This window comes from Pseudobacteriovorax antillogorgiicola, from assembly GCF_900177345.1.
Taxonomy (GTDB): domain Bacteria; phylum Bdellovibrionota_B; class Oligoflexia; order Oligoflexales; family Oligoflexaceae; genus Pseudobacteriovorax; species Pseudobacteriovorax antillogorgiicola.
The window spans coordinates 270,003-285,155 of the sequence record NZ_FWZT01000005.1; the positions used below are offsets into that span (position 1 = coordinate 270,003).

Sequence of the window (15,153 nt, forward strand, 5' to 3'; positions counted from 1 at the left end):
GCTTTTCCAGAAATTTCAACATATGCCAATTCGATTAAAAACGCCAAATATTATTATAAATCTTTTAAAAGGAACCCTAGGAATTAATTTGACATAAAACAGATTCTTTAATATGAAACTTTCTGATTGGATAAAAGATGTTTTTAGTGAAAGCCTCCGTGTTAGGGAACAACACCAAGAGGAGCGACCTTATTGCATCTAATGGGATTATATAGACACATTTTCAGATAGGGGATCGTCATGGCATCCGTTGAGTTGCGTCCTGGTGACACGCTTAATATCGTCTGGACTTCCGTACAAGATACGCCACTCGGCGTGAAGGAAGTCGAATCAAGTTTTGCCTTTTCTTATGATGAACTGTTAACTCGCCTAAAGTCAAAGGGGCGTGCAGGTAAGTCGCGTCGTTCTGGCACCAACGGTGCCAGATTTAGTCGCATCGTGGCCCTTTCGACCAATGCCTTGCGTAAAGGCAAATGGTCTACTGGTGCCGATATTGACCGCGGCGAAGTCTTTACGAAGCTCATGGAAAAATTTCACGAGCTCGATGAAGACGAGTACAAGAACATCACATCGAATGCGAGAAACTCCATTCTTAGCCTTTACGAACAAAGCTCATTTCTGAACACTGAGCAAAAGCAAGAACTTGGTTCCATCGTAAATGCTGTTGGTGGCCTCAGCCACTAAACCCTCCGACGGAAACCTCGTGTTTCCGTCACACGCCTCTTGAATCTAAATTTAACCCTACTACATGGTAGCCGCGACACGATATAATAGTCTCAACAGCCCCTAGTGACGAGGTGAATGTGCGGCGGTTATTGGTGTCCCTTTGCTATTGTTCAATTCTCGGACTTTCGATTGCAGTGCTATGGCTTAGAGCTTACATCAGCCCGCCAGTGAATCAAGCCAAGAGGCTGATATCGAAGACTCAAGCAGAAGCTACAGCTCGCCTAAGCCATGTTCGCTATGAACTCGAATCCTCACCTGTGATCGCGAGTAAGATTCGATCGGCCTCTGCATATGGCCTCCATAGTGAGTTGCAAAAACTCGCACTCGTAAGCGATGTTGATGAGCTTGCAGTTTATGATCACTCATGTCAGCTCATAGGAACTTCAGCCAAAGGTTTGCCACTTGTCTCTCTGTGCCAACGGGGGCGGCAGACTTTTGAAATCGAGCCGATCGAGCAAGGGCTCCAAGTTCATCATCATCAGGCAAGTATGATTCACGGCAAGCCTCTCAAACTCATCGTTCGCAAACAGTTTGACCAGACTTGGCTTGCCAAGGCTATTCCTCAGCGATTTAGTTTTCTTGAACTCAACATAACCAAGCAAGCTTCAAGGGCAACCCTCCTGACCCTATCGGAGGCTGCTTACATCACCAGCCAAGCCTGGTGGCAGCCAGTATTTTGGTCTCAACAAAATTCTAGCTACTACTATTTGCTCGCATTTTTATCCTGTCTGGGCTTAGCTCACACCTTCTACCGTAGGCTAGAGCAAGAACGGCAAAGGCATCAAATACTTCAAAGAAGCTGCCATGACCTCTTAGAATCTATGACCATTACACCAAATACTCAAGTCGCTGCTATGAGCCAGCAACTCATCGACCTTAAAGATCGCCTTTATCAAGACGACTTTAAAAATCGCAAGCACTTCACTATGAGCCAGAATCGAATCAACTCTTTGGAAAGTGAGGTCATTGCACTAAAGCAGCAGCTTTCCTTATTGAAAAGCCAACAGAGTCTCCAAGAGCAAATGAAAGCAGGGGCAGATCGATTTCTGGACCTTCAGCTAATGGTTTCTAGTCAAATGGAGGACCTTAAAGACACCATCCATCATGGTCTCGTTCCACCTTGCCAGAAGATCTTTCAAGTAAGCAGGCGTTGGCAGTCGGAATTGCAGTGCACAAGCCCGAGAAAGTTTTTGCGAAGCCTTTCGGAAAGGCCAATCTCTCATTCATGGACCCAACTTGATGAGGATCTTTCGCAGCTTCTCCAAGGAAGCCAATCCCTAGGCAATTTGTCCTTGCAAGTCGCATTGCAAGGACAAAAAATATTGAATCAGCTCCATCAAACACAGTCTGTAGCGAGACACTGGCTGAACTTAAGCAGCCCGGAATATCATGATGCGCAGACCCTCGACCAGATTCTTTACGATGCCCAGGCAATGGTACCTTTGGCCACGGACATCCCTGATATTAGCTTCGAAAATCACATCCGCGAAACCGTCGACCTGCAGGGACTTGGAATCCCGGCACCAACTTGGAGTTCGCTGACCTACCATTTGATCCTGGCTTGCGTAGAATCTTGCCGCCATATTCATGGAACTGTGGTTGTTCACATTCGACATTTTACCAAGGCTGAAAAACAGATCCTAGTGGTATCTACAAACACCCTCGATCCCAAAATTGCTGGTTTGGAACCAAATGCTAAAAAGCACCTGCGTTTAGCTCAGGAACTAGGTGCACGTTACAAGCTCGACGTGCTTTCCTTACCATTCACTGAAGGGGAGGTTCCCCTTGCCATTTGCTGGGAAATTCAGAACGTTCAAAAATTTTCGACATCGTCGAAGATAGCGTCCAAATCGAGATTATCGTCATTGTCGCCTGAGTCCTCTGTGTAGTCGCTACCAGGAGCTTCATCGGAAGCATATTCTGCAATAGTTCCATCCTCGCCCACGGTCATGGTCTCCTCAAACTCAACCGCCTCAAATTCTTCCATGGAAATGGCAACTGACCCAGATTTCGTTTGACTGAGAACTTTTACATTATGCTTAGCATTCTCAAATTCCGGGTCCATCTCATTGGATTTTACAAAGCATGAATAGCCTTTTTCATTTTCACCACGCTTCATGAAACCGATCCCCATGTTGTAGAGAATTCTTGCTGATAGCCCTTTGTCGCGAGCAAGCAACTGTAACGCTTTTTTATAGAGACCGAAACCAACAGCAAATTTCTCTTGCTTGATGGCAATGATGGCTGCGGTGTTGAAGACCGAACTGAGTTCTCGATTCGATGCACATTCTCGCAATAAACCTAAGGCCTCGTTGATCTCACCAGCAAGCAGCATGCCTTTGCTCTTGCCGAGTTTGGCTGACTTCGCTTCAGGAGCGAACTTGAGAATTTCTTCGAAACTGTCAGTAGCTTCGTCGACCCGATCAAGCTCAAGGAAGAGATCCCCCATCTCTAGGAGACGTTCGGTATTGTAGGGGCTGATTAACTGAGCTCCTTTTAAAGAAGCGATGGCTCCATTATAGTCGTTCTGTTTCAAGCGGCAGCGGGCGTAAAGATGCTTGATCCTAGCATAAGGTGGATCCATAGCAAGGTGAGGCCTTAAGATGTTTTCAGCTGCCTCCCAGTCGTTACGTGATATGTGACTTTCCGCAAGCTCGACAATAGCTCTCGGATTATCTGGTGAATGGGCCAAGACTTTTTCTAGCATCTCGTGGGCCTTATCTAACTCTCCCTCGCGGCGGGATTTTTCAACCTTTAACAGAACTTGTCGAATCGGACTCAGGCGTCGATACTCTCCGACTAAGCCCTTAATTTGTTCGCGAATAGTATCGGTATTGATCTCACCGATCGTGCAGGCGCTGACAAAATACTCCTTTGCCGCTTGCAAGATGGCTTCATTTTCTTTTGCAGCGATCAGGAATACCGGATGAGATTCGATGGAATGAGCTTTTCGATTATGCTGGAGGACGTTTTGAACACTTTCTGCACCGACTTCCCAGTCCAAAATTAGGTAGGCATATTCGCTCTTATCGATGGCAGACATGACCTCTTTTTCATCCATCACGTTGTGGATGTTGTTGGTGTCGATGCCTTGATTCTTGAGAGACTGACGAATCACATCTCGAATATCAGCTCGTTTCGAATATATAAAAGCGGCTTCAATATCAATCTTGGACAAGCCTGGCCTCCACTTACACCATTAAGATCGCTCGACAAATTTTATCGGCCAATCCTTGTATCAGATGAGCGCTTTTTCTGCCCAGGCTGGTCTGCTAGGAGATATATTTATTGTTTCAGCTACTTATCTATGATTGCCGGCATCACAACTCGCGCCTTAGCTTGGATTTCTTGCCACTCATCAAGGGGCCTGCTATGGATTGTTAATCCAGAGCCTGCCGCAAAGCGATAAGGCCCAGAGTTTTCGCGACTTACAGTACGAATCAGAATCGAAGAATCGAAGCTGCGATGGTAAGAATCCAGGTAGCAAATACTCCCCATGAAATAACCCCTTTTTTCCATTTCATGCTCTGAGATCGCCTTGATGACTTCTTTTTTCGGAGCCCCTGTGATCGATCCACCGGGGCCTAGAGCTTGGAGCAAGTCACCGCAGGTCAGCCCCGGGCGAAGATGCGCCTCGATTTTTGCTATCAAGTGATGGACATTGCTAAAGCTATGCAGCGAGCCTGAATCTGTTACTTGGACTGAGCCTGAATCAGAGATGATTTGCATATCATTTCGCATGAGATCCACAATCATATGTAGCTCTGCATGATCCTTAGCACTGTTTAGAAGGGACCGCCGGTTCTGGTCATCAACCCTGGGATCGGCACTCCGTGGCGCCGTACCCTTGATCGGCTCGGCCACCAGAATAGCCTGATCGCTACTCATCTCAATCCGAACAAACCTTTCAGGACTAAACGAGATAAGCTCAAGATTTGGCACCTGTACCCAAGCCCCAAAAGGCCCAGCAAACGTTTTAAAAAGCTCTGACCAAGGGGCACTTTCTCCAAGCAATTCAAAATATTGCAGAAGGTTGATCTGATAGTAGCGGCCATCGCGGATTTCTTGCTGGCAACAGGCCACTGCGCTTAGATATTCCTGCTGGGACCAGCCTGCACTCCAAAGCAAGCTATGAGGCAAAGGAAGCTCTTGCGCAGCTATTTCTAGCTGGCCCTCTAAGTCAGCGATGGAACGATCCAAGATCAGTTGCCCTTCCCGAGGGTCATCTTCTGCAAGGTAAACCCCAGTACGACTGATCACCAAAGAGCGGCTCACATAGAAAAATCGCGAGGGTGAGCCACTAATACCTGCCATCTGATCGTAGGACAGGCATGCCACATACCCTGTGGCAAACCCTGTCGAGCCCCTCTCCACTTGCCGTGCGACAGAATCTATTTGCTGCTGGAAGAATTCATCAGCCCTGACCTCATGGGCACGTAAGGCCACGACATGAAAGGCGGACCCTTGCCCTCCTAAAGCTAGTCGTGGCATCAACTCTGGCCATGTTGCCATAAGGTGATCAAAGCAGTCTGCGGGGAGAGATTGAATCTGGATGAGCTTTCTTCGCTTCATGGGAACTCGACTAGTTGAAAATTCCATAGGTCAGGGTATCATGCATCCTCCAGTCCACTAATAGAATAGGATGTTCCCCATGGCAATAGCAGGATTCACGAAAGTTGGTGTCATTGGCGCAGGCCAAATGGGCAACGGTATTGCTCAGGTATGCGCGACTTTTGGTTTGGACGTGAAACTCTACGATATCAGTCCCGAGCAGCTTGAAGTCGCACAAGCAAGCATAAAAAAATCCCTTGAGAAACTGGAAAGTAAGGACAGACTCCCCGCTCCAGCGAGCGATATTCTAAGTCGTTTGACAACTATCAACAGCTTGGAAAGCTTCTCCGATGCAGATCTCGTCATTGAAGCCATCGTTGAAAACGAAGGTGTCAAGGCGAAGATCTTTCAAGAGCTGGATAAGATCTGCCCATCTGAAACCATTCTCGCTAGCAACACATCCTCCATTCCTATCACGCGCATCGCTAGCCATACCAAGCGCCCTGATAAAGTCATAGGGATGCATTTTATGAACCCTGTGCCAATCATGAAGTTGGTGGAAGTAATTCCAGGAATGGCTACTGACCCAGCAACCACCAAACGGATTATTGAACTTGCAGAAGGACTTCAAAAAGAAGTTTCTCAAAGCCAAGATTACCCTGGCTTTGTTGTCAACCGTATTCTAATGCCCATGATTAACGAGGCCTTTACAGCTCTCATGGAAGGGGTTGCCACTGCCGAAGATATAGATAAGGGTATGAAGTTAGGAACCAACCAACCTATGGGGCCTCTCACCCTAGCCGATTTTATTGGCCTTGACACCTGTCTAGCGATTATGAAAGTGCTCCATGAAGGTCTCGGGGACCCTCGCTATCGTCCCTGCCCACTTCTGGTGAAGTATGTGGAAGCCGGTTACTATGGACGGAAGTCAGGTCGTGGTGTTTACCAATACTAATGTAGGAAGGAAGTGATACATGGACGTTAGAACAGAATACGAAAACCTTGAAGTCAGTATCGAAGAGGGTGTTACCTACGCGACCATCAATCGCCCCAAAGTCTTAAACGCATTAAATGAAGCTGTGATCCGTGACCTATTAGAGCTGATCGATCAAACTGTCTTCCCTTCAGCATCCCGTGTTCTAGTACTATCTGGCAGTGGGGATAAAGCCTTCGTGGCTGGAGCTGATATATCTGCCATGGGTAAGATGTCGAGCGATGAAATCTTGCAATTCACTCGTATGGGTCAGGAGTTGACCAAAGCTCTGGAAGCAGCTCCATTTGTGACTGTCGCCAGCGTTCAAGGCTTTGCCCTTGGGGGTGGCTGCGAACTGGCTATGGCATGCGACATCACCATTGCCTCGGAAAACGCTCTGTTTGGTCAGCCAGAAGTCGACCTCGGCTTGATTCCTGGATTCGGTGGAACCCAGCGCTTGGCTCGGCGAGTCGGTCTGCCTATGGCTCTTGACATCTTAGTAGGTGGTCGTAAGCTAAAGGGTCAAGAAGCATTTCAAGTAGGGCTCGTGTCACGAGTGGTTCCCCAAGAAGAACTAGAAGACGCTGTTGATTCGACCATCGAGGCGATATTGAAGGCGTCCCCAACTGCGATACAGGAAACCAAACGCTTGACCCGCGAGTCTTTGGAGATGCCTCTCGCTCAAGGGCTTGCCTCGGAAGCCACGACCTTCGCCCAATGCTTCCAAGGGCATGAAGCGAAAGAAGGCATTTCAGCCTTTCTAGAAAAGAGAAAGGCTTCGTTTTCTTTGTAGCAATTTCGTAGACAGTTACCTATATTTATGATCATTGTCCGTTCTATGGGGCATTTGCTCCATAGGAGAGAGGGTTGGAAAAGCCCTCACAAAAAGAGCTTTTCCAACCCTCTCTTCTCAATCCATCTGTCGACTAAAGGAATGCGTGATGAACGAACTGATACTGAAACTGCAAAAAGACTTGACCAAGCTCCAAGAGACTTTCGAAAAAGAGGGTGAAGTCCTACTTGAGAAGATTCGAAAATCTGCAACAAAGGCGGAAACCAATGTTCATCAGCGCAAAGAAGAAGTCGCCAAGCTGATTGAAAAACAGATCAAGAAGTTTGAACCAGCACTCGACAAGTTCTATCAAGAACTCAAAGCCAATGCTGGTAAGTACGGGGTCGACCTAAACGACATTGAAGATAAGGTAAAAACCACAACAAAGCGAGCTGCTGCGAAGCTTCACATTAAGAAAAAAGCCGCTAAAAAGAGTAAGAAGCAGAGCACCAAAAGGTCCACTAGCAAAACCGCTACCAGCGGTAGCAAAACTAAGGCTAAAGCTGCGGCTAAAAAGAAGGCCAAAAAAACAGCTAAGAAAAAAGCCGCTAAAAAAACTAGCACCGTGAAAAAAACCACCAAAAAGAAAGTTGCTAAAAAGACTAAATGATCGATCACATTGAAAACATCGCGGACCTTCCTCTTCACTTTACTGAACCGCAATTCCGCGATCCTCTATTATCCTGGTATCAAAAAAACAAGAGGCCTTTACCTTGGCGTCTTGTATGGATGCAAACCCAAGACCCCTATGTGGTATGGGTTAGCGAGATCATGCTACAGCAAACTGTGATCAAAGCAGTCATCCCAGCATACGATCGCTTTCTGAAGGCATTTCCTAGCTATAAGCATCTCGCGGATGCCAGCGAAGACCAAGTTCGCTTGGCATCGCGAGGCTTAGGCTATTACAGACGATTCCGTATGCTACATCAGGCCGCCCAACATTTGAATGATCACCCTGAAGATGTTTGGCCAACGAACTTTAAGGCCTGGAAAGCGTTGCCCGGAGTTGGCGACTATACCGCAGCTGCTATAGCAAGCATCTGCTTCAACGATGCTGTACCTGTGGTTGATGGCAACGTTGAGCGAGTTTTCTGTCGTCTGTTTGACATTCGGCTGATACCAAATTTACCACGTCTAAAACGGAAATTCTTTGAACTGGGACAAAGCTTGATCTCTGTATCTCACCCAGGCGATTATAATCAAGCTGTAATGGAACTGGGTCAAACAATTTGCACCAAGCAAAACCCGAATTGTAGCCAGTGCCCTGTCGCCAAAGTGTGCCTCGCGAAAAACAACAGCAGTCAAACTCTAGCCCCCCAAAGCAAGCAGAAGATCGTCTATGAATCAGTGGGATTAAGACTCTATATTCCGAGCAAGAGCCAAAAAATCGGTTTGATTCAGCGACCGGAGAATTCAAAGTTTCTAAAAGGAACTTGGGGCTTTCCTACGGCAATTGAAGATCAGTCTAAGGTCGCTTGGGACGGCAAGTTACCCTTCACCCTACCTCGTGCTCCGTGCGAATCCTTAGGAACCATTCGCCACTCCATCACCAAGCACAAGATCCAAGCTCAGATCTTTCCCTGGGCTCAAAAAAATACTGCAAACTATCGATGGTTTGAACCTGAAGACGTTGAAGAAAACCTGGTGAGTAATCTTGATCGCAAGGCTTGGAAAGCCTATTTAAGACATCTCTGATAGGAAGGGGAACCGCTGTTCCCCTTTGGCTCATTAGGCTTCGAAGCTCATGCAGGCTCCGACCAGGGTTCTCACGCCATAGGCACTGCCACCGGCCTTGTGATACCCCGTTGCGCTACAGTTCCACGCGGTCCCAGCGATGTCAACATGGGCCCACTGACAGTTAGCATCTTTGACGAATTCATGAAGGAACCAACCACCCATGATTGTACCTGCCTTGACATTGGGTTTAGGCAGATTCTTAATATCTGCAAGCTCTGACTGAACTTCGCCCTCAAGCTCTGGCCAAAGAGGCAAACGCCACAGTGCTTCACCAAAAGTTTTACCCACGTGATTCAACAGGTCCGATGTCTTGTCTTCTGGAGTCATGTAGGCTGCACCCGCGTGACCAAGGCCGAAAAGCACTGCACCGGTAAGTGTTGCGATATCGATTACAAGATTTGGCTTATGGGAATCGATCACATGGGTCAAGACATCAGCCAGAACCAAGCGACCTTCGGCATCGGTATTAAGAATTTCAATCGTCTTACCGCTCAGAGACTTGACAATATCACCAGGTCTTGTGGCGTCACCGGAAGGCATATTTTCCACCGCACCAATTGCACACACGACATTCACGGGGGGCTGAACTTCACAAAGGTAGTGAGCAGCACCATAAACTGCGGCCGCACCCGACATATCGTACTTCATATCTTCTAGGCCAGGGGAGGGTTTCAAGTTGATTCCGCCGGTATCGAAAGTAACCCCTTTACCAACTAATGCAACACTCTTTGATGAATCCTTACCCGCAATTTCAATGGTCACTAGCTTGGGATCTTTGATGGAACCTTTCGCTACGGATAAGAAAGAACCCATTCCTTTTTCAGCCATCTCTTTGCGGCCTAGAACTGTGACTTTCGCTTTATCACCAAAGTGTTTCACTGCAATGTCAGCGAACTGTTCGGAGTTCAGAAAATTGGCCGGCGCATCCTGAAGCCACTTAGCGAAAACAAGAGATCTAGCAACTTCAACCCGATCTTTAGCGGCAGTGAGCGATGCTTTAACCACCTTCATACTGGTTGGAAATAAGCTGTTTCGCTTGCTTTTAAATGCAGCACGATCATCGAAGCCAAGACAGATTCCTTCGAAAATATCTTCGACAGTGAGATCCCCATCCATCGCACCGACAACAATATTCTTGTTCTCGGCTTTTACCAAACTTGCGGCAACATCAAAACCGAGTTGACGAGACACTTGCAATGGATTTGTTTTGATCTTGGGTTTGGCGACAAGCAGCAAGGGGATGCCATCAATCACAACACGCTGTGGCTTGTCGCTTACTTGCCAAGCTAAGGCTTTGATCTGCTCCTGAACTTTGCTTTCGATACTGCTGGCATCTTTCGCTAGCAATGAAAGTTTATCCTTTTCCTTGGCAACAGGAATCACGTTCCAAGCGTCTTTCGCCAGCCCATCGGCCGCCTCGACCACCAACTTGCTCAACCAATCATATGCCGGTGGCAAACACTGATCGAGCGACCCAATCAAATTCTCCATAGAAATATCCTCGTCTGTTTATTGCTAGGATTCGACGACCCTTTAATCATTAAATGACATAGAGGATGGACATTAGCACACTTAGCTACAAATACAATCACCAAAGCCTTGCGTTTCACCCTAGAAAACCGCAGAATAGCCCCGACTAGAATGGAACTATAGGCAAAAAGGAGCCAATCATGAGCGTCATCACATATGTCAATGCTCGGGAAATCCTAGACTCAAGAGGAAACCCTACCGTAGAAGTCGAAGTTATGACCGAATCAGGTTATTTTGGCCGTGCAGCGGTGCCATCTGGCGCTTCCACCGGTGAGCACGAAGCTTGCGAGTTAAGGGATGGCGATAGCGAGCGATATCTCGGCAAAGGCGTCTTGAAGGCTGTTGGCAATGTTAAAGACAAAATAGCGCCAAAATTACTTGGCATGGATATTGTCAACCAAACGGAAATCGATCAATTGCTCATCGAACTGGACGGGACAGATAACAAATCAAGCCTCGGTGCCAACGCAATTCTTGGAGTATCTCTTGCCTGTGCTCGCGCTGCGGCCGAGTCAGTCGGCCTACCGCTCTACCGATACCTTGGCGGTAGCCACGTAAGTAAGCTTCCGGTACCGATGATGAACATCATCAATGGTGGTGCTCACGCCGACAACAACGTTGATTTTCAAGAGTTCATGATCGTCCCATTCGGAGCACCAACCTTTCGCGAGAGTCTCCGGTATGGTGCGGAAGTTTTTCACAATTTGAAAAAAGTTCTCAAGGAAAAAGGTCTCAACACTGCTGTTGGCGATGAGGGTGGTTTTGCACCAAACCTTGAGTCTAACAAAGCAGCTCTGGATATCATATCTGAAGCCGTAACCCGTGCTGGTTACAAGCTTGGTGAAGACATCGCCATTGCACTAGACGTGGCAGCATCCGAATTCTACAAGGATGGCAAATACGTTCTTGCAGGTGAAAGCAAGTCTTTGGATCGCGATGAAATGGTGAAGTTTCTAGCGGAACTGACCAAAGAGTATCCCATCATTTCAATTGAAGACGGCCTTGATGAAAATGATTGGGAAGGCTTCAAAATGCTTACGGATGAGGTTGGCGATCACGTTCAGATCGTTGGTGACGACCTTTTCGTAACCAACGTTAATCGTCTATCTCAGGGCATCGAGCAGAACGCAGCCAATGCAGTGTTGATTAAGCTCAACCAAATTGGAACAGTGACTGAAACCATGGATACTATCGCGATGGCTACCCGTCATGGTTACAACAGTGTGATCTCTCACCGTTCTGGTGAAACTGAAGACACGTTTATTGCTGACCTTGCAGTGGCGACTGGCTGCGGTCAAATTAAGACTGGTTCAGCGTCCCGAACAGACCGCATCTGTAAGTACAATCAACTTCTACGCATCGAAGAAGAGCTTGGCTCATCAGCTGTTTTTGGCTAAGCCAAAATCCGCAGGCAGGGTATTCCTGCCTGCAAGCTCCACTTACCAGTGAACCCTCGCAAATCTTCTCACTACCCGAAGATAGCTCTCTAATCTTTCTATCTATTCTAATGAATGTCGGCAGATTACCAAATTAAGTAATTTCTATAGCTGAAAGAAGTTTCCAACGAGCTACTTAAGTCATGGAATACTGGTCCGATAACGAAAGCAGTACATTCAAAAACTAGGTTGAAAAGACGATGAAGACGATCTCATTTTCGAATCTCACGATCAACATTGAAGAATCTGATCAAGAAGTAGTCTATAGTTTTGATGGCGATGTCGATGAAAACTTTCGTCAGAACGATGTTCCACGTATAGCCCGTCCGAAAATTTCGCTGGTTCTTGGCAGGGTTGAAAACTTCAACTCTGTTGGAATTCGAGAGTGGATTCACTTTATATCCGACCTTTGTAAGATGGGAACCCCCACGTTCCGAGAGTGCTCAGTGGCCATGATTGATCAGATCAACATGGTTCCAGAGTCTCTCGGTAGCGGCACTGTCGATACCTTTTATGCGCCTTACTATTGTGAGTGCGGAAAAGAAGTCAATAAATTGATCAAAACTAGTGAATGGCGTGATCATCTGCTCAAATCCATCGCACCCCAGTTTCAGTGTGATGGATGCAACCGAGCCCTTGAGTTTGATGCACTTGAAGAAAGTTACTTTCAGTTTGTAGCAACATTGTCCCGGGTCATTTGAGGTAAACTATGGAAAAAACCAGCATGGACGCCTTGGTTGTTGCAACCATCGAATCGATGGTTAAGAAAATACTCCCTCAACTACAGGAACGGTTGGCAGCTATTCATCAGTCTGGCGACAACTCTCCGCAACCAGACAAAGACACGATCTACCTTACCAACGAGTGCCATGAGCTACTTGATATCCTCAAAGAGTGGTGTCGCCAGCCCGGAGACGACGACTTCGACTTGGATGAGAACCTTAGTGACGACGAAGCCAAAGATCTACTAAAAGCCATGAGTGACAATGATGCTCCTGCTGGAGTGCAAACCTATGCTGAGATCGCTGGCAACGATTCTGAAGATATTATTGATCGGGAACAGGAAGGCCCAGCCGATGAGGCCCTCAGTGATGAGGAAGCCATGGCTATGATGGCTGCTGCCGACGCCGCGCAAGGGGAAAGCAAAAGCTTTGACCAAGGTGAAATCATCGATAGTGAAAGCGACGAACTCACCGATGACGAAGCCCAGAGACTCTTAGCCGAAATGGAAGAGCCTCCTACTGAAAACTCGTCTAATGGTGATCTATCGGACGACGAGGCCCAGCGACTCCTAGCGGAGATGGAAAGCCCCGCAGAGACCAAGGCAAGTCAAGATCTGTCCGATGACGAAGCCCAAAGACTCCTAGCGGAAATGGAGGCTCCCGCCTCTCAAGATATGTCTGATGATGATGCCCAAAAGCTCTTAGCTCAGATGGAAGATGATAGCGAGCTATCCGCTGACGAGGAAGCGGAAGCCCTTCTTGCTAAGCTCGGAGGCCAAGACGATGATGCTCCAGAGGTTAAATCTGAAACCGCATCAGCACCAGAAGAGGCCAATGAACCAGCGGGTGAGTTCGAAGAAATTGATGAGTGGGAGCGCAATGACTTTCAAACAGACCCCGATATGGTAAACGATTTCAACACCAACAGTGATGAGATCATGGAAAAGCTGGATGAAGTGATCATCCAATTGGAGCAAGATCCTACGAATAAAGAGATTATTGAAGAGATCTTCCGAGGTGCTCACACCCTGAAAGGGGCCGCCGGAATGTTTGGCTTTAAGGCCCTGGAGCGGGTGATGCACCGCATGGAAAACCTCTTCGACCTGGTTCGCAAAGGCAAGCTCAGCCCCACGGGTGACACCATCGATGTCGTTTTCGAAGGCTTAGACTTGATGAGAGTCTTGCTTCAAGCTGTAAAAGACGGTGAGCCTTGCGGTGTTAAAACGGGACACATCGTTCATGCCCTTGAACAGGTAGCTAAAGGAGAGAAATCTAATATCAAGCGTGGAGGTGCAAGCGCGGATAAGGAGGAAGACTCTTCCCTAGAAGCAAAAGACGGAGCAGGTGGCGGTGCAAAGCCTGGTGCAAGTAAAGATCATAAGAAAAAAGAGCAGTCCACCATCCGAGTTGATCTGGAACGTCTCGATGTGCTCGTCAACTTAGTAGGTGAGTTGGTAATCGACCGCACCCGGTTTGCTAGCATCGAAGAAGAGCTTCGAACCAATTACCCACAGGTCGAATTAGGGGGCAGCTTCTCAGAAACCGTACAGTTATTCGGCCGTCACATGAACGAGATTCAAGACATCATAATGAAGGTGAGGATGGTTCCCATCGGTAATGCCTTCAACAAATTTACTAGGATCGTTCGCGACCTATCCCGATCACTGGACAAGAAGATCGAGCTATTTATCAGTGGTGAAACCGCGGAACTTGATAAAACCCTGGTTGAGCAGATTGGCGACCCTTTGATCCATCTGATTCGAAACTCCTGTGACCATGGTATCGAAGACCCTGAAACTCGGGAAAAATCGGGGAAATCTCCCGTTGGTAAAATATTGCTTTCAGCCCATCAAGAGGGTAACCATATCGTGATCAAGATCGAAGATGACGGCAAAGGAATCCCTCCCGATATTATTCGACGCAAAGGTATCGAAAAAGGCTTGATTAGCGAGGATGAGCAGCTAGAAAATCGCGACATATTCAACCTTATATTCGAGCCTGGATTTTCCACCGCTGAGCAGGTAACCAACATCTCCGGCCGAGGGGTGGGAATGGATGTGGTGAAAAAGAATATTATGAAGCTCAAAGGCATGATCGAGATTGATTCCGAAGTTGGCCGTGGCACCACAACAACCATCCGCTTGCCGTTGACCCTCGCCATAGTTCAGAGTCTTCTTGTGCGAGCCCACGATGAGACATTCGCCATTCCACTCAGCTCTGTCATCGAATCGATTCGGATCTCGCCAGGTGAAATTCAAAGGGTCGGTGATACGGAAGTATACAAACTAAGGGATCGAGTTTTGCCATTGGTTCACCTCTCTGATGCCCTTGATCTCAGAACGAAGAAGGGTAGCTATGCCGAGCTTCTTAAGGATCGAAAGGGCCGCATTCGCTCCAAGGCCAAGCAAGATCGTCTGTTTGTCGTTGTCGTTGGCCATGCCGATCGTCCGACTGGTATCGTGGTGGATCAACTCTTGAATCAGCAAGAGATGGTGATTAAATCTATGGGTAACCTAATGAAGAATATCCCTTGTGTCGCAGGAGGAGCTGTTCTGGGTCATGGAGAAGTGGTGTTAGTTCTCGATATTCCAGAACTCGAAGAGGCTACCAAAGGTCGCACCAGAATGAATGCGGCCTAAAAAAGGA

12 protein-coding genes are annotated in these 15,153 nt (G+C 47.5%); 9 read left to right on the plus strand and 3 right to left on the minus strand.

The features are described 5' to 3' along the window. Positions 1 to 240 precede the first annotated feature (240 nt). Complete coding sequence (locus B9N89_RS08950) at positions 241 to 684, plus strand: hypothetical protein (protein ID WP_132317225.1); 444 nt, start codon at positions 241 to 243, stop codon at positions 682 to 684. Positions 685 to 803: 119 nt separating this feature from the next. Then, positions 804 to 2,615 (plus strand): hypothetical protein, encoded by a 1,812-nt coding sequence (locus B9N89_RS08955; protein ID WP_132317223.1) that lies wholly within the window; start codon positions 804 to 806, stop codon positions 2,613 to 2,615. Here the strand turns inward: B9N89_RS08955 and B9N89_RS08960 are convergent. Both B9N89_RS08960 and B9N89_RS08965 read right to left on the minus strand, forming a co-directional pair. Then, a complete protein-coding gene (locus B9N89_RS08960) occupies positions 2,540 to 3,904 on the minus strand; it encodes a tetratricopeptide repeat protein (RefSeq protein WP_132317221.1) in 1,365 nt (454 codons plus the stop codon). The two genes, B9N89_RS08955 and B9N89_RS08960, sit on opposite strands and share 76 nt — an antisense overlap. A 119-nt stretch (positions 3,905 to 4,023) precedes the next feature. Further along, entirely contained in the window at positions 4,024 to 5,298 is a 1,275-nt protein-coding gene (locus B9N89_RS08965; RefSeq protein ID WP_159455252.1) for a chorismate-binding protein, read from the minus strand. 79 nt (positions 5,299 to 5,377) lie between these two features. Between B9N89_RS08965 and B9N89_RS08970 the strand changes: the two genes are divergently transcribed. The 4 genes from B9N89_RS08970 to B9N89_RS08985 all read left to right on the plus strand — a co-directional run bounded on the left by B9N89_RS08970 (position 5,378) and on the right by B9N89_RS08985 (position 8,777). Then, positions 5,378 to 6,232, plus strand: a complete 855-nt coding sequence (locus B9N89_RS08970; protein ID WP_132317217.1) for a 3-hydroxybutyryl-CoA dehydrogenase — start codon at positions 5,378 to 5,380, stop codon at positions 6,230 to 6,232. A 19-nt stretch (positions 6,233 to 6,251) separates the two neighbouring features. Next, positions 6,252 to 7,043, plus strand: a complete 792-nt coding sequence (locus B9N89_RS08975; RefSeq protein WP_132317215.1) for an enoyl-CoA hydratase/isomerase family protein — start codon at positions 6,252 to 6,254, stop codon at positions 7,041 to 7,043. Positions 7,044 to 7,191: 148 nt separating this feature from the next. Continuing rightward, a complete protein-coding gene (locus tag B9N89_RS08980) occupies positions 7,192 to 7,692 on the plus strand; it encodes a hypothetical protein (RefSeq protein ID WP_132317213.1) in 501 nt (166 codons plus the stop codon). Beyond that, on the plus strand, positions 7,689 to 8,777 hold the full coding sequence (locus B9N89_RS08985) for an A/G-specific adenine glycosylase (RefSeq protein ID WP_132317211.1): 1,089 nt from the start codon (positions 7,689 to 7,691) through the stop codon (positions 8,775 to 8,777). The genes B9N89_RS08980 and B9N89_RS08985 overlap by 4 nt, the downstream gene beginning before the upstream one ends. A gap of 33 nt (positions 8,778 to 8,810) precedes the next feature. Here the strand turns inward: B9N89_RS08985 and B9N89_RS08990 are convergent, their stop codons facing one another. Next, positions 8,811 to 10,310 (minus strand): leucyl aminopeptidase family protein, encoded by a 1,500-nt coding sequence (locus B9N89_RS08990; protein ID WP_132317209.1) that lies wholly within the window; start codon positions 10,308 to 10,310, stop codon positions 8,811 to 8,813. Between the two features lie 179 nt (positions 10,311 to 10,489). On the opposite strand from B9N89_RS08990, the gene eno reads away from it, so the two are divergent. From eno to B9N89_RS09005, 3 genes are all read left to right on the plus strand, one after another. Next, positions 10,490 to 11,746, plus strand: coding sequence for a phosphopyruvate hydratase (eno, locus tag B9N89_RS08995; protein WP_132317207.1), 1,257 nt, complete (start codon positions 10,490 to 10,492; stop codon positions 11,744 to 11,746). Between the two features lie 239 nt (positions 11,747 to 11,985). After that, the gene (locus tag B9N89_RS09000) at positions 11,986 to 12,486 is read left to right on the plus strand and encodes a hypothetical protein (protein WP_132317205.1); all 501 of its coding nucleotides are present in this window, start codon (positions 11,986 to 11,988) and stop codon (positions 12,484 to 12,486) included. 8 nt (positions 12,487 to 12,494) lie between these two features. Beyond that, positions 12,495 to 15,146, plus strand: coding sequence for a chemotaxis protein CheA (locus tag B9N89_RS09005; RefSeq protein ID WP_132317203.1), 2,652 nt, complete (start codon positions 12,495 to 12,497; stop codon positions 15,144 to 15,146). Positions 15,147 to 15,153 lie beyond the last annotated feature (7 nt).